This is a genomic window from Vibrio sp. MMG023, from assembly GCF_021654215.1.
Classification (GTDB): domain Bacteria; phylum Pseudomonadota; class Gammaproteobacteria; order Enterobacterales; family Vibrionaceae; genus Vibrio; species Vibrio jasicida.
Map to the genome: position 1 here is coordinate 68,174 of NZ_JAKFZP010000005.1, position 15,832 is coordinate 84,005.

Here is a 15,832-nt window from a genome sequence, read left to right on the forward strand (position 1 = left end):
TGGAGTAAAGCTTTATGCACCACATTCAACCAGGACCACAAATGAACGTTGGCGACGAAAGCCTAAATATCACGTTCAACTCAGATGGCGTGCTAGGCGCAATTCGCAGTGGTCGTCTTATGGTGTCTTTGTTCGATACGCCAGAATCAGAAATGGCAATCTCGAATGTATTTCTTCGCGTTAAGAGTAACGGTGAATTCAAAGTTACGCCGTTGCTTTTTTTTAATAACAATATTGAAACGTTTAAGCAGGCGGGTGGCTCACTGCAGTGGGTGACAACAACAGATGAACTAGAAGCAACCGTCACTTTAAAAGCGGGAACAAGCGCCTACTTCTATGAAGTTAACGTAACGAACCTCTCTTCTGAGACTCTGAGCTTTGACCTGATTTATGGTCAAGATGTTGGCTTGGCAGAGGAAGGCGCAGTCAAAACGAATGAGTTGTACTGTTCTCAATATTTAGACCACCAAATCTTTGAAGGTGAGCAGGGTTACGTGGTGTGCAGCCGCCAAAACTTGCCTCAATCAACGGGCAACCCTCGCATCCAAATTGGCTCGTTATCCCCAGTGACGGGCTGTAGCACGGATGGCTTCCAGTTCTTCGGTAAAGAATACAAGTTGACGGGCGAAGCCGTTGCATTGCGTTCAGATACTTTAGCGAACGAAAAATACCAGTATGAAATGGGCTATGTTGCGCTTCAAAGCGAGGCTTTTGCTCTGAAGCAGAATGAAGTGGAATCTGTCGTTTTCTATGGCGTTGTCACGCCACATTGTCCGGAATCCAATATAGGACATCCGCTAACTATTGAAACGGTTACAGATTTACACGCAGCATTACCAACTAGTGACGAGGCACAGCGTCAACCATTGAGCCACCGTCATACGCCAAAGTCTGCGTACTTGATAGGTGAAAAGCTTTCTGAAACTGAAATCGAACAGTTCTTCAGTGCTGAACGTTCATTTGTGGATACCAAAGATGGTGAGCTATTGTCGTTTTTCTATGGTGACAATCATTACGTGACGTTGCCTGAGAAGGAAAAACACCTAGAACGCATGACAGGCCACGTTATTGCTTCTGGTAATAACCAAGATTATCAGCAGTTGATCATGAGCTCGACTCACTACATTGGTGGTGTGTTCAACTCGCAACTGACTCTAGGAAATACGTCGTTTAACAAGTTGTTGGGTGTGTGCCGTAACCCACTTAACCAATTTACGCATGCCGGCCAACGTATCTGGGTTAAAGTCGATAATGCATTCCAAGCTCTAGGCATGCCTTCAGCGTACGAAACAGGCCAAAACTACTCGCGTTGGATTTATAAGCTATTTGGCGGTTACCTTGAAATCTTGTCATTTTCGAGCGCTCAAAGCCCAGTCATCCAACTTGAAATCAAAAAGCATGGCATAGAAGCACCGCTTGAAATCAAAGTCTCGCACCAGCTTGTTTTTGGAAACAACGAAGGTGAGGGGAAGGTGACTATTGAACGTCAAGGCGATCTCTTCACGATTACGGGCAATGACGAGCTGATTGATCAGTTCATGCCAGAACTAAGTTACGGAATCTCAGTATTTGGTACTGATGTGGAAGTAGAGGTCATTACCCGTGCAGAAAGCGAGTCTGCCGAGTTCTTAGTCCTTAAAGCAACATTAGACAACGCAGTATCTATTGCGATTGGTGGCCAAACTGGTGAGTTAGACACAACAGCGCAGTTCATCGACTTTGACGTCGAGAAGCAACAGTACCAACAAGGTATTCAAACTCTGACAAAAGGCTTTAAAGTCGACTTTAGCCAAGATTCACTTAACAGTCAGCGCATCAATACTTGTTTAGATTGGTTTACTCACAACGCACTTGTGCACTACTCGACACCGCACGGTCTAGAGCAGTACTCAGGCGCGGCATGGGGCACTCGTGACGTATCGCAGGGGCCATTTGAGCTCTTTATGTCGATGCAAGAATACGGCAAAGCGAAAGCGGTATTGCAAGAGATTTATCGCCACCAATACCTTGAGACAGGCACTTGGCCTCAGTGGTTTATGTTCGATCACTACGCCAAAATCCAGCAGGAAGATGCGCATGGCGATATCGTGGTTTGGCCGCTAAAAGCACTGGCTGATTACATCAACACGACTGGCGATGTCAGCATCCTGAATGTTGAGCTTCCATATACACTCGCAGAGGTAGGGTTCGAAAGAACGGGGCAGACGTACTCACTTATGCATCACGTTCAGCGCCAGGTTCAACACATGCTTGATAACCTTGTCCCTGGTACGTCGTTGTCTTGTTATGGCGATGGCGATTGGGACGACACGCTGCAGCCGGCGAATCAATCTCTACGAGAAAACATGGTAAGTGGTTGGACGATTCCTCTGACCCTGCAAACGTTGAAGGCAATGGCAAAAGCACTACAGGGCTCTGAGCATCTAGATTTCTCAGCCACCCTAACTGATCTTGCTGAGAAAATGGAGCACGACTATCACCATTATTTAATCAAAGATGACGTGATCGCGGGCTTTATCCATTTTGACCGTGATGAGCAAGGTGGCGTTAAGCAGATCGAGCACCTACTGCATCCTTCTGACGATAAAACGGGCATCAATTACCGCTTACTGCCAGCAAGCCGCTCAATCATCTCAGAAGTGTTTACGCCTGAAATGGCTCAGTCGCACATGACGATCATTAAGAAAAACCTTGTGCACCCTGATGGTGTTCGCTTGATGGACAAGATGGCTGAATACAAAGCGGGTAAACAAAGCTACTTCAAACGCGCTGAGCTTGCCGCAAACCTAGGCCGTGAAGTTGGCCTGCAATATTGTCACGCTCATATTCGATTTATCGAAGCGTTATGTAAGCTAGGCGATGCCGAAGCGGTATTCGATAACCTATACAAAATCATCCCTGTTGGCATCCAAGATCATGTGCCGAATGCAGAACTACGTCAATCAAACGCGTACTTCTCAAGCTCGGACGCGAAGTTTAACGACCGACCGACGGCTTATGACAACTTTGGCAAAGTTAAAGCGGGTGAAGTGGCAGTGAAGGGCGGTTGGCGCATTTATTCGAGCGGTCCGGGTATCTATGTCAACCAGTTGATCACTAACGTATTTGGTGTCCGTTTCTCTGAGAACGATTTAACGCTGGATCCGGTTATTTCCCCTCGCGTTGGGCAAGCCAATGTTCAGTTCGAGCTTGATGGCAAACCAGTCAAGTTAGTGATTGATTTACAAGAAGCGATGCATACACCGAAAGCGATCACCCTGAACGGTGAGGTGGTTCCGTTTGAATTGTCGGAAAACCGCTACCGCACTGGCGGTGCACGTATCTCGCGCAAATGGCTAGAGACACGATTGGAGAGTGAAAATAACACTCTGTATATCACGCTCTAAACCTTATAGGGCTCTGTAATGGAGCCCTTATAAACCGACGTGAAGTAAACCAAGTGTTGGAAGTGAGAGTGGTAAGCCTCAAAAGGAAAAAACGTCAATGAAAGTGACCATTAAAGATGTAGCGAAAAAAGCCAATGTTTCTATTGCGACGGTATCGTACGCAATGAATGGCTGCAATCGTGTCAGTGAAAAAACACGACAGCATGTCCTTAATATTGCGAATGAAATGAACTACGTGGCTAATACAAATGCTAAGCAACTTAAGCAGCGAAGAAGCTACGCAGTAGGACTGTTTTTGAACTACTGGTTTGGTCCTATTTACAGCGAGTTAGTCAAAGGTATCGAAAAGGTATGCCATCAAAAAGGCTACGATTTGGTTGCCTGTAGTATGTACGGTAATGAAAACTCAACCGCGCACAAATACATCCGTGATCGTGTGGTGGATGGTGCCATTATTCTGACCAACTCATTCGATAGTGACTTCCTAGCTTCTGTTGCTGGCCCTGACTTCCCAATGGTCGTCTTAGACCGAGAGCTCACCGCTCCTCATATCTACAACATCTTGATTGATAACTTTGGTGGCGCGTTTAGTGCGACTAAAGAGTTGGTGCTGAAAGGATGCCAGGACATTTACTTTTTTACTGGTCCTGATGACTCCTATGACAGTCAGAAACGACTGGATGGTTATATCTCCGCATTGGGTTATTTCAACATTCCTGTTCGCAATCATCATTTGATTCGTAGCGATTTCACAGAAAAGACTGCCTATAAGCAAATGAGTGAGTTGTTCGAACAAGGAAGAAGACCGGATGCAGTATTTGCCGCCAACGATGAGATGGCGATTGGCATCATTCGCGCGGCGAAGCGATATGGCATAGACATCCCTTCAGAAATGAAGCTCGTCGGTTTTGACGATATACGAATGGCAGAGTTAATGATCCCGAGTTTATCCACGATAACCCACGAAAAAGAGGGGATGGGAGAACTGGCTGCATCAACTTTGATCAGCGCGCTTGATGAAAAGCCGGAAAGCCTAAAGGCATTAACGATTTTGCCAACGTCATTAATTTTACGTGAAACTCTGTAGGATAGTTATGAAAAAGTGGTTGATTGGATGTGTGCTTGCGCTGAGTTCGCAAGTTGCACTCGCAGAAAATACCCGAATTGAAGTCATGACCCCGGTTGGGAACTACATGGACTTTGTCCGCTCCGAGCTTGTTCCTGAGTTCAAAAAACGATACCCAGATGTTGATGTCGTTGTATCCAACGATGACAACCTTGAAACCCGTATGGCCGCGGGGGATGTTCCTAACCTTTATGCTGGGGTCTTTGGTTACCAGCCCGCCAAATACGCCAAAATGGGTAAGCTTGCCTACCTTGAGCAGTTCGATGGTTTTGAGGAGCTTGCGGAACGGATTGATCCAGTATTTATGGAGAAAAACTATGGTCGAAGCTATTACATTCCATGGAATGCGACAACAACGCTCATGCTGTACAACAAAGAGTTGTTTGTTGAAGCGGGGCTAGACCCAAATAATCCACCAAAAACGTGGGACGAGTTTTTACATGCGGCTGAGAAGATCAGCCAACTCCCACCGCGTGCTGACGGAAGCCCTGTGTATGGCACAGTTTTCTGGAATGAAGCGCTGTCATGGGGAAGTTGGTACTGGAGCATGCTAGCTCAAATGTATTACAACTTTAACGACGGTCAGTACGGCTTGCTTAATCGTTTTGGCACCAATCCTGTCTTCGACAAAGAAGAAGCTCAGCTAGCACTCTTCTTTGACACCATGGCGAAAGCTCAGCAGTTTGCACCACTTACGATGGAGAAGAACTTTTTCTCTCGCACCATTGGCATGTGGCCACAGTTCGGTTTTGGCTGGAAAGCGAACCTGACCGAAGCAGCAGGCAAGCCTATGGTGGTGGGTGAGGATGTTGGCTTAGCACCGATCCCAACCCTAAAAGAAGGCGCCACGTCTTACTCCACTCTAGATGGTCGTGCGTTGATGATCTTCAAAAATAGCGTCGAGAAAGAGCAACTATCTTGGGCGTTTTTGCAACTGATGATGGAAGAGGAGTTCAACCACAAAGCGAACATGGCGCTAGGGCAATTACCGACTCTTTCTGCCCTGAAAGAGAGACCGTATTACAACACTCCTGAAGCGAAACCGTTTGTTGAACAACTGCCAAATGCGAAGCTAAACGAGCCGTTTGCACTGGCTTCAGATATGGCGAGCATCATTCTAGAGCAATACTCAAAGGCGGTCGTTAAGCAAGATTTGTCGCCTGAAGAAGCCGTAGAAGCTGCGACCAAGCAAGCCGAACAGTTAATCCATGAATAACGTGATAGGTCTAAGTGGAACTATGAAAAAAAATAACCTCATAACAGGCTACCTATTCCTCGCTCCTTGGATAGTGTATTTCGCCGTCTTTTTGATTTATCCGTTCTTTCTATCTTTTGAAAGTAGTTTTTTGAGCGTCAATATCTTAATGCCAGAAAACACCAAGTTCATCGGATTAACGAACTGGATTACCGTTGTAACCGATTTCCTGTTCTGGAAGTCACTGTTTAACGTGGTGTTTAACCAAGTCATCTTTGTCTCATTGAGCTTTGTGATTGGCCTGGGGCTCGCACTGTTACTCAATGAAATCAAATTTCTATCGAGCTTATTCAGAACCATCATGTTTATTCCGGTTGTGACGTCCATTACCGTTGCAATGATCATCTTCGACTTTGTTTCTGGGCCATCAGGGCCGATCCAAAACACCATGGTGAGCAGCAGTTTGCTGTCTGAGCCCGTGTTCTGGAAGTTTGAAGAGTGGTTACCAATGCCAATCATCGCTGTATTTAGCGCATGGAAGTGGTTTGGTGTTCAAATGATCATCTTCCTCGGTGGTATTGCGAGTATCGACAAGTCTTTGTTTGAAGCGGCAGATATTGATGGTGCGTCGTGGTGGCGAAAAACTAAGAAAATCACGCTACCAATGATCATGCCACAAATTATTTTTGTTATGACCATGAACATTATCAACGGTTTACAGATGTTTATCGAAGTATTCATGAACTTTGATTTGAATGGCGGGCCGTATCAATCGGCGCTCACTCCGGTTCTATACCTTTACCAAACTGGCTTCGAGCAAATGAAGATGGGTGAAGCCTCAACCATTGGCCTGATGCTCGCTTGCGTTATTTACCTGCTGACCATGATGCAGTTAAAGATCACCAGTAAGGAAGATTAATCATGAACGCTGATAGAAAAAGAAACTTACTTATTTATGGCACACTTTTCGTTGCCGCTATTATCGTGTTGTATCCGTTCTTTTACATGGTGATCAACTCTTTTAAAACTGGGCCAGAAATCATGCACAGCCCAAATAGCTTGCCGAAAGAGTGGTCTTTCGCCGGTTACATCAAGGTGTTTGATTCGGTCAACTTAGGAAGAGTGTTCTTCAATACGATTTTTATCTCGGTAACGGTGACTTTCTTAAACACGCTGTTTTCTTCCATGGTGGCCTATTCGATTGTGAAGACAAACCTACCGGGGCGCGAGTTCTGGCTTAAGGTAATTCTGGGCTCGATGATGATTCCAGCGATTTTGTTCACCATTCCAACCTACATGATGATGTACGAGTGGAACTGGATTAATACGTATCGTGTGTTAATCATTCCGGGGGCGATCAGTGCTTACAACATCTTCCTGATGGTGCAATTTATGAAGCAGATCGATAACGCTTATTTGGAAGCAGCTCGAATCGATGGTGCAAGCGAACTTCGTATCTTCTTCAAGATCATTCTTCCTATGATGCGACCAGCGCTCGCGACCGTGGGTATATTAACTTTCATGGGCGCTTGGAACGATTTCATGGGGCCACTGCTATACGTTCGAGATGACTCGTTAATGACGCTCCAATTAGCACTGTACAACTTCAAAACAGAAGTTCCGGGAACCAACCTAGAGCAACTGTGGGCCATGACGACCATGATTGCGGTGCCTGTTGTCATTGTCTTCTTCTGTCTTCAGAAGAACTTTATTAAGGCATTTACTGGGGTAGGGGTGAAGTAATGAAAGTGTCTACAAGAATGAAATTCCTTGCACTCGTGTCTGTCATCCTCATCGCTTACGGTTCTGCGTGGATGAAGGCGTATTCTCTCTCAGAGAAGTACTTCGCTTACGCAGAGGAACAGTATTCGAAAGGAAACTTGATCACTGCTTTAAAAGGGATGAACAAGTTAGAGTTGAGAATTGAAGACGAATACTTTGGCGGCTACCAACAGGTACTCGATACCTGGCGCAGCTCGACTTTGGGTCCAAGACCCGATGCTTATTATCAATCTTTGGAAAGGCCCAAGCTGATCATTGAGCAATTAAACAAGCAACAACTGATGGAATTCATCGAGATATACGTTCAGCTCGATTCACGTTATGTACCTACCGCGGCGGATCAGTTGAGGTTCTTGGCGAAGCAATCTGGTGATATTGCCTTGTACGAAGAGATGACGGAATTTCTGAACGAAGCTTTCCCACGTTACAAACAAAGAGAGATATAGGTAGTAGCGGATGACATTATACAAAGACACCTCAGCAACATGTGAAGACAGAGCGCAAGATTTGTTGTCACACATGACATTAGAGGAAAAGATCGGCCAACTCTGCCAGTCTCCAATGCTTGAGTATGAACAAAACAAATCGGACTACCTTAACAAGGTGGCAAAAGGCGCTTATGGTTCGCGTATTCTTGCTGATACCGCATGGGCCGGCAATGCGTTGGGTGAATCGGTCGATCCGCATCAGCTCAATGAAATCCAAAAAGTTGCCGTTGAAGAGAGCCGTCTCGGTATTCCTATTATCTTTGCCCGTGATGTGATTTACGGGCAAAAGACGGTGTTACCAATACCGCTTGCTCAGTCGTGCTCGTGGAACCCCAATTTAGTTGAAGAGGCTTATGGATGTATTGCCGCGGAAGCCGCCTCTTTAGGCATCAATTGGACGTTTGCTCCCATGCTGGATATTGTCCGTGACCCTCGTTGGGGCAGGGTTATTGAAAGCTCTGGTGAAGACCCGTACTTAACCAGTCAGTTTGCTCGAGCGGTGATTAATGGTTTTCAAGGTGATGATCCTGCTCACCCAGACAAGCTTGTTGCGTGCGCGAAGCACTTCGTCGGCTATGGTGCATCAGAAGGTGGGCGAGACTACGATACAACTGAGTTAAGCCTAAATACATTGCACAACGTTCATCTACCGCCATTTTCTGCGGCTGTGAAAGCAGGTGTAGCAACCGTGATGTCAGGGTTTAATGACCTTGGTGGCACTCCGGTGACCGGCTCTCAACCATTGATCAGAAGCTGGCTTAAAGAAGAGCAGCAGTTTGATGGCATGGTGGTGAGTGATTGGGGTTCGATTTCTGACTTGGCTTACTTCCGCGTGGCAAAAGACCCATGCGATGCAGCATTGCAAGCTTTGGGAGCCGGTGTTGACATGGCGATGACGAATGAAGCTTACGAGGACACGCTTGCAGGCGTCATTCAACGTCAGCCAGTGGCTGCTGAGTGGCTCGATGAAGCGGTGTATCGAGTCTTACTGACTAAGTTTCGAGTAGGGCTATTTGAACAGCCTTATGTTGATCCGGAAAAACATACAGCGGTGCTTGGGAAACAAAGCCACAAACAGAAAGCGCAACAACTTGCCGAAGAGAGCATGGTGTTACTCAAAAATGAGTCCAGCTTACTGCCTCTCCCAACTCGAGGCCTAAAGGTTGCGGTTATTGGTCCTCATGCACATTCGCAGCGACAGCATTTGGGATCTTGGTGTTTGGATGGCAAAGCAAATGATGTTATTTCGATAGCAAAAGGTATTGAGGCTGCGGCACCGCAAAACGTTATTTTGACGGATTCCGAGGCATTCAGTGATGACATGGTGGAGTGCGCGCATCGTGCTGATGTGGTGGTTTTGTGTGTTGGTGAAAGTCATCGTAGAACGGGTGAGGCGAGGAATGTTGCTGAGCTTGTTTTACCTCCTGGTCAAGAAGAATTGATTGAAGCGATTGGACAAACTGGTAAGCCACTCGTTGTCGTGCAGTGTACCGGTCGACCTGTGCCATCGCCGAAGACCGAACAATATGCCAATGCACTTGTTTATGCGTGGCAGAGTGGCACTGAGGTAGGGGCTGCATTGGGTAATTTACTGTTTGGGCATAGAAACCCAAGTGGTAAGTTGACCATGACAGTGCCAAGAAGCACCGGGCAGATCCCTATGTATTATGCTCGCAAGACTATTGGCAAAATGAGAGCGTATCAAGAGTACATGCCGTACAAAAATGAGAAAGATACACCGCTCTACCCATTTGGATTTGGATTAAGTTATTCGCAGTTTAGATACAACGATATCACCTGTATAACACCTGAAATCAGGGAAGGGCAGGATTTGGTTCTTGATGTTGAGGTTGAAAATACTTCAGTTGTCGATGGCCAGGAGATAGTTCAGTGTTACATCTCACGTAACGTGTCATCGACAACTCGACCTGAAAGAGAGCTAAAGGCATTTGTTAAGTGTTCGCTTGCCGCGCACGAGAAAAAGACGCTGAGGATTACCGTCTCTGCAGATGAACTGAAGTTTTATGGTCAGCAGGGCTGTTTCATGTACGAAACGGGAGAGTTAGGTGTGTATGTCGGTGGGGATAGTTTAGCGACTAGCCACGTTACGGTTCAGCTTAAGTAACTAAGACTGTTGAGTTAGACCGTTCAGAATAACATCGTTGTTTAAATCAAAATGGCAATGCTAACAAGCTTGCCATTTTTGTGTTTAATTGGTAATTATTCTTATTTCTATTCTTCTATATTTGTATTTATTATCCATTGAATTTAAAAATCATTCTAATATTTAATTGAATTGACACCTCTCTGACCTATTAATGTTTCATTCATATAAAACGTTGAAATGAAATATAAGATTGCATTTTGTATTTTTTAATAATTGACTGTGGTCAAGATTATCACCCCTTAAATCTACAAGGATATTAATAGTGGCGGGTGGCCATGCCTTAGTTGCTCAAGGCCTGTGCTATCTAGCTTAATTGATGGTTTTGTAGAAATGCTGCTTTGATTTGCCTTGTGTATTAATTAAAGCGAAATTAGATATTTTCAATGAATGCCTATTTTGAAAATACAATCTCTATGTCTTTTATTTCTAACGAGTGTTCTTTCCCCACTTAAAGCCATTAATTAAGCGCCACGACCAAATTCAAAAACGTAATTTAGGAAAAAACCATGAGTCAAAATGGTAAGTTTAATATTACTCGGCGTGATGCTTTAAAGGGCGGTTCTGCACTTGGCGCTTTGGCGTTAGCAGGAAACGCGCTTTCTCTCCCGTTTGCAACTAAAGCGGTTGCCAAAGAAACACCAGCAAAACCAAACGAAAAAATTGTCTGGTCGGCATGTACCGTAAACTGTGGTTCTCGTTGTCCACTTCGTATGCACGTGGTCGACGGTGAAATCAAATGGGTAGAAACCGATAACACGGGTGATGATGTGTACAACCACAATCACCAAGTTCGCGCTTGTTTGCGTGGTCGCTCTATGCGTCGCCGTGTTTACTCGCCAGACCGTTTGAAATACCCACTTCTTCGTGTTGGTAAGCGTGGTGAAGGTAAGTTCAAACGCATCACTTGGGATGAAGCCTTTGACCTCATTGGTGATAACCTAAAACGCATTATTAAAGACCACGGTAACGATGCGGTGTACCTAAACTACGGTACAGGTACGCTTGGTGGTACGGTAACTAAGAGTTGGGATCCGAGCGCGACATTGGTTGCTCGTATGATGAACCTTTGTGGTGGTTACCTAAATCACTACGGTGACTACTCTGCAGCAAACATCGAATGTATGTCAGAGTACTTCTACGGTTCGTTCGTTGATAACAACTCAATTGACGATGTTCAAAATGCAGACCTATGTCTGATGTTTGGTAACAACCCAGCAGAAACCCGCATGTCGGGTGGTGGTCAGGTTCACAACTACGTGGATGCGAAAAACATCAGTCACACTCGCACGATTTGTATCGACCCTCGTTACACTGACACCGCAGCAGGCCGTGAAGACCAATGGATTCCTATCAAACATGGTACCGATACCGCTTTAATTGCAGCCATCGCCCATGTATTGATTACGAAAGACAAAGTCGATCAAGACTTCCTTGACCGTTACTGTGTGGGTTACGACCGTAAAACACTTCCTGCATCAGCGCCAGAAAACGGCAGCTACAAAGATTACATCATGGGTACTGGCCCAGATGGCATCGAGAAAACCCCAGAGTGGGCACAGCCTATCACGGGCATTCCAGCGGATGTGATTTTGAAACTTGCACGCGAAGTTGGCGATGCTAAACGCATTTACATTACCCAAGGTTGGGGCTTACAACGCTCAGCAAATGGTGAGCAAGCGTGTAAAGCGGTAATGATGTTGTCATTGCTACGTGGTCAAGTTGGCTTGCAAGGTGGTGGTACTGGTGCTCGTGAAGGTAACCACTCATACCCATTCCAACGCTTCCCGAAAGTGCCAAACCCAATCAGCGCTTCTATCCCAATGTTCCTTTGGACAGACGCGATTTACCGCGGTACGGAAATGACAGATCTGACCGACGGTATTAAAGGCGTTCAGAAGCTACAAAACAACATCAAGTTCATCTGGAACTACGCAGGTAACTGCCTGATTAACCAACACTCAGACATCAACCGCACACACGAAATTCTTCAAGATGAAAAAGCGTGTGAAATGATTGTGGTGATCGACAACCACATGACGTCTTCTGCGAAGTATGCCGATATCGTATTGCCAGACTGCACAACGTCAGAGCAATCGGATTTCTGTATGGATGGTGCGGCTGCATCAATGCCTTACTTCATCTTTGCAAGCCAAGCGATTAAACCTCGTTTCGAATGCAAACCTATCTACGACATCATGTCTGGTGTGGCGAAGCGCATGGGCGTGTTTGATGAGTTTACTGAAGGTCGCACTCAAGAAGAGTGGCTGCAATGGATGTACGCTCAGACCGTTAAACAAAACAACGATCCAAACTTGCCGTCTTACGATGAGATGAGAAAGCAGGGCATCTATAAGAAGCAATTCGACCGTCCACACGTGGCATACGAAGACTTCCGTCGTGACCCAGAAGCGAACCCACTACCATCGCCATCAGGCAAGATTGAAATCTACTCAGAGACGTTAGCGAAGATCAACGAAGAATGGGAACTGGACGAAGATGAATCAATCAAGCCATTACCAGAATACGTTTCGACGTTTAATGGCTGGGATTCTCCTGATCGTAAAGAGTACCCACTTCAGTTAACGGGTTTCCACTACAAAGCTCGTGCGCACTCTACGTACGGCAACGTCGACATCCTAAAAGCAGCGGCTCCACAGGAACTTTGGATCAACCCGATTGATGCAGCGTCACGCAACATCGATAACGGTGACTTGGTTAGCGTGCGCAGCAAGTTCGGTGAAATGAACGTTCGCGTAAAAGTAACCCCACGCATCATGCCACACATCGTTGGCTTAGGTGAGGGCGCATGGTACTCACCAAATGGTAAAGGTGTTGACCAAGCAGGTTCAATCAACGTACTGACGACACAACGTCCAAGCCCGTTGGCTAAATCGAACCCGAGCCATACCAACCTCGTTGAAGTGACGCTAATTAAGAAAATGGGGGCTAAATAATGAGCACAGCGAAGCAGTATGGCTTTTACATTGATTCAAGCAAATGTACTGGCTGCAAAACATGTCAGCTCTCTTGTAAAGACAACAAAGATCTGGGTATCGACCGTAACTTCCGTCGTGTTTACGAATACGTAGGCGGCAATTGGACGGAAGAAAACGGCGCGTTCCGTCAAAACGTGTTCGCGTACTACCTATCGATCTCTTGTAACCACTGTACTAACCCTGCGTGTACCAAGGTTTGTCCATCAGGTGCAATGCACAAGCGTGAAGAAGATGGCTTTGTTGTTGTCGATGAAAGCGTGTGTATCGGCTGTAAATCTTGTCACATGGCATGCCCATACGGCGCACCTCAATACAGCGAAGAAAAAGGTCACATGACTAAGTGTGATGGCTGTTACGAACGTGTTGCAGAAGGTCTAATGCCAGTGTGTGTTGATAGCTGTCCATTGCGTGCGATTGAGTTTGGTCCAATTGATGAGCTACGCGCGAAATACGGTTCAAACGCGGATGTGGCACCACTGCCAGATTCTCGCATTACGAGCCCGAACCTGATCGTGAAGCTAAATCCAAATGGTCGTCCAACCAATGATCGCACTGGTTTCCTACAGAATCCAAGAGAGGTGAAATAATGTTATACGAAGCACCATTAGTTGCCTTTACGGTTCTTGCTCAAACAGCGGTTGGCGCGCACCTAACGGTTAACGCGTTCGAGAAATTCGGCAAGCCACCACGCGTGACAGAACCTCGTATGAACATCGCACGTTTCGCAATTTTGGTTGTAATGGGATTGGGTTTCTTGTTCTCAACCACTCACTTGGGTAGCCCACTTCGTGCCTTCAACGCATTAAACCGTGTTGGTAGTGCGGCGCTATCTAACGAGATCTTAACGGGTGCAAGCTTTCTGTCTCTAGCGGGTTTGTACTGGTTGCTGACGATTCTAAAAATCGGTAGCGAAGGCGTTCGTAAAATCGTGAACTGGTTGTCTATCGCCGTTGGCGTGATTTTCATGTTCGCGATGGCAAATGTTTACCAAATCGAGACAGTGCCAGCATGGTACTCACCAATGACCACGGTAGCGTTTTGGTTCACGGTCGTGACTTCGGGTCTGATGTTCGGTTACACGCTTATCAACGTATTGGACGTGACGGCTGAGAAAACCAATCGTCGCCTAATGTGGGCTGGTGTAAGTCTGATTGCGCTGAACTTAGCATTCTCAGTAATGCAGACGATTTACTTCGCAGGTATCTCAACGGCGATTCACAGTGGCTTGGATCAAATCACCATGCTGTCTGGCTATGTTGCCGGTCACGTGTTGTTGCTTGTGGTTGCTGCTGCTCTTTGGGTATTCGCTGAGTTGTTTACCGCAGAAGGTCGTCAGAAGAACTTGCTAGTTATCGTGGCATTCGTTGCCTTGTTCGTTGCAGAGATTCTAGGTCGCAATGTGTTCTACGGCATGCACTTTACATCTGGTTTGTACTAATAACCGTTATTTGTGCTGATAACCATTATTTGTACTGATAACAATTAGCAGAGTGGGGCGAGTGTTCGTCCCATCTCTTTTCCGTTTTACTTAATCGAAGAATAAAAACACCAGTCATCAAAGGTACTTCATGCAAATTTCTCAACTTGAACCACAAGATACCAGCATCGTTCTTAAGCTGTTTGGTGCACTGTTTTACTACCAACCAAAAGATTACCCAGCGGCAAATCTCGATACGTTGTTGAGCAATACTGATACGCCAATCGAAGCGCTTAATGACATGCTGCGCAGCTTTCAAAGCGAGAGTGAAGATGCATTGCAAATGGAGCATGATCGTATGTTTGCCGGTATTGGTGAGATGCCAGCGCCACCTTGGGGTTCGGCTTATCTAGATAAAGAAGCAGTGTTGTTTGGCGAATCAACCATTGAATATCGTTACTTCTTGCAGCGTTGTGGTTTTGCTTTGGAATCTGACCAACGTGAGCCAGAAGACCAGATCGGCTTGATGCTGATGGTGTTAGGCATGTTGATTGAAACTGATCAACAAAAACTGGCGGCTGAAATGTTGCGCGAGCACTTGATGACGTGGTTTGGTTTTTTCAACAAGCGCTTCAAAAAAGCGGTGACTCTTGCGCCTTACTCAAAACTGTCGAACCTTACTGAAGAACTACTTCAATCTTTGAGTGAGCAATACCAAGTCGTTGTGTCAGTAAAGAGAGATTACTCGGATGCGCCAGTCTGAATCGGTTGATCTAAGCAAGCGACGTCTGTTTTCGTTCCGTCGCGCGCCAGTGGAACAAGCTCAAGAGCCTCGTGTTCAAGCGAGACCGCCGTATGCGGTGGAAGAGTCTATGTTCACTCGGCTTTGTGATGGATGTGGTAAGTGCGCTTCTGCATGTCCAAGCCAAATCATTGAAATGGTTGATGGCGTTGCCGCGTTAGACATCAGTTACTCGGCATGTGATTTATGCGGTGCGTGCAAGTCGGCATGCCCTACATTGGCACTTTCTAACCAAACAGAGTCTACAGGCTTGATTGCCACTATCTCGAACAGCTGCGAAAACTTATACGGTTATTGCGGTAGTTGCGAGGACAGTTGCCCTTATGATGCTTTGCAATGGCAAGATGATGTCAAACCTAAAATTGACGCTGCCAAATGCAAAGGTTGCGGACAATGCGCGCAAAGCTGTTACAACAGCATGATCAGCTTTGACTTAAAACGATAAAAAAGGGATTGGCGCGTACCAATCCCTT

At 46.1% G+C, this 15,832-nt stretch carries 12 protein-coding genes; all 12 read left to right on the forward strand.

The genetic code is table 11. The features are described from left to right. Positions 1–14: 14 nt before the first annotated feature. Positions 15–3,386 carry a cellobiose phosphorylase gene (locus L1076_RS16920; protein WP_186176590.1) on the forward strand — a complete coding sequence of 1,124 codons (3,372 nt, stop codon included), beginning with the start codon at positions 15–17 and terminating at the stop codon, positions 3,384–3,386. A 97-nt stretch (positions 3,387–3,483) separates the two neighbouring features. Continuing rightward, a complete protein-coding gene (locus L1076_RS16925; protein WP_005433808.1) occupies positions 3,484–4,473 on the forward strand; it encodes a LacI family DNA-binding transcriptional regulator in 990 nt (329 codons plus the stop codon). A 7-nt stretch (positions 4,474–4,480) separates the two neighbouring features. Continuing rightward, on the forward strand, positions 4,481–5,728 hold the full coding sequence (locus L1076_RS16930; RefSeq protein WP_237304101.1) for an extracellular solute-binding protein: 1,248 nt from the start codon (positions 4,481–4,483) through the stop codon (positions 5,726–5,728). A 22-nt stretch (positions 5,729–5,750) separates the two neighbouring features. Continuing rightward, complete coding sequence (locus L1076_RS16935; RefSeq protein WP_038889424.1) at positions 5,751–6,626, forward strand: sugar ABC transporter permease; 876 nt, start codon at positions 5,751–5,753, stop codon at positions 6,624–6,626. A 2-nt stretch (positions 6,627–6,628) separates the two neighbouring features. Beyond that, complete coding sequence (locus L1076_RS16940) at positions 6,629–7,450, forward strand: carbohydrate ABC transporter permease (protein WP_017188125.1); 822 nt, start codon at positions 6,629–6,631, stop codon at positions 7,448–7,450. Beyond that, the gene (locus L1076_RS16945; RefSeq protein ID WP_237304102.1) at positions 7,450–7,935 is read left to right on the forward strand and encodes a hypothetical protein; all 486 of its coding nucleotides are present in this window, start codon (positions 7,450–7,452) and stop codon (positions 7,933–7,935) included. Before L1076_RS16940 ends, L1076_RS16945 begins: the two co-directional genes overlap by 1 nt. Positions 7,936–7,945: 10 nt before the next feature. Beyond that, complete coding sequence (locus L1076_RS16950; RefSeq protein ID WP_237304103.1) at positions 7,946–10,102, forward strand: glycoside hydrolase family 3 N-terminal domain-containing protein; 2,157 nt, start codon at positions 7,946–7,948, stop codon at positions 10,100–10,102. 548 nt (positions 10,103–10,650) lie between these two features. After that, positions 10,651–13,098: a DmsA/YnfE/YnfF family dimethyl sulfoxide reductase gene (locus L1076_RS16955; RefSeq protein ID WP_237304104.1), complete on the forward strand. Its 2,448-nt coding sequence runs from the start codon at positions 10,651–10,653 to the stop codon at positions 13,096–13,098. Beyond that, the gene (locus L1076_RS16960; RefSeq protein ID WP_005433785.1) at positions 13,098–13,727 is read left to right on the forward strand and encodes a DMSO/selenate family reductase complex B subunit; all 630 of its coding nucleotides are present in this window, start codon (positions 13,098–13,100) and stop codon (positions 13,725–13,727) included. Before L1076_RS16955 ends, L1076_RS16960 begins: the two co-directional genes overlap by 1 nt. After that, a complete protein-coding gene (locus tag L1076_RS16965; RefSeq protein WP_009703242.1) occupies positions 13,727–14,578 on the forward strand; it encodes a DmsC/YnfH family molybdoenzyme membrane anchor subunit in 852 nt (283 codons plus the stop codon). Before L1076_RS16960 ends, L1076_RS16965 begins: the two co-directional genes overlap by 1 nt. 130 nt (positions 14,579–14,708) lie before the next feature. Then, positions 14,709–15,320 (forward strand): molecular chaperone TorD family protein, encoded by a 612-nt coding sequence (locus tag L1076_RS16970; protein WP_237304105.1) that lies wholly within the window; start codon positions 14,709–14,711, stop codon positions 15,318–15,320. Beyond that, positions 15,307–15,804 (forward strand): 4Fe-4S binding protein, encoded by a 498-nt coding sequence (locus tag L1076_RS16975; RefSeq protein ID WP_038878691.1) that lies wholly within the window; start codon positions 15,307–15,309, stop codon positions 15,802–15,804. The genes L1076_RS16970 and L1076_RS16975 overlap by 14 nt, the downstream gene beginning before the upstream one ends. Positions 15,805–15,832 lie beyond the last annotated feature (28 nt).

Excerpts from the sequence above, each read along its gene's own strand:
- L1076_RS16920 (WP_186176590.1), top strand. The coding sequence starts at position 15 with ATGCACCACATTCAACCAGGACCACAAATGAACGTTGGCGACGAAAGC.
- L1076_RS16925 (WP_005433808.1), top strand. The coding sequence starts at position 3,484 with ATGAAAGTGACCATTAAAGATGTAGCGAAAAAAGCCAATGTTTCTATT.
- L1076_RS16930 (WP_237304101.1), top strand. The coding sequence starts at position 4,481 with ATGAAAAAGTGGTTGATTGGATGTGTGCTTGCGCTGAGTTCGCAAGTT.
- L1076_RS16935 (WP_038889424.1), top strand. The coding sequence starts at position 5,751 with ATGAAAAAAAATAACCTCATAACAGGCTACCTATTCCTCGCTCCTTGG.
- L1076_RS16940 (WP_017188125.1), top strand. The coding sequence starts at position 6,629 with ATGAACGCTGATAGAAAAAGAAACTTACTTATTTATGGCACACTTTTC.
- L1076_RS16945 (WP_237304102.1), top strand. The coding sequence starts at position 7,450 with ATGAAAGTGTCTACAAGAATGAAATTCCTTGCACTCGTGTCTGTCATC.
- L1076_RS16950 (WP_237304103.1), top strand. The coding sequence starts at position 7,946 with ATGACATTATACAAAGACACCTCAGCAACATGTGAAGACAGAGCGCAA.
- L1076_RS16955 (WP_237304104.1), top strand. The coding sequence starts at position 10,651 with ATGAGTCAAAATGGTAAGTTTAATATTACTCGGCGTGATGCTTTAAAG.
- L1076_RS16960 (WP_005433785.1), top strand. The coding sequence starts at position 13,098 with ATGAGCACAGCGAAGCAGTATGGCTTTTACATTGATTCAAGCAAATGT.
- L1076_RS16965 (WP_009703242.1), top strand. The coding sequence starts at position 13,727 with ATGTTATACGAAGCACCATTAGTTGCCTTTACGGTTCTTGCTCAAACA.
- L1076_RS16970 (WP_237304105.1), top strand. The coding sequence starts at position 14,709 with ATGCAAATTTCTCAACTTGAACCACAAGATACCAGCATCGTTCTTAAG.
- L1076_RS16975 (WP_038878691.1), top strand. The coding sequence starts at position 15,307 with ATGCGCCAGTCTGAATCGGTTGATCTAAGCAAGCGACGTCTGTTTTCG.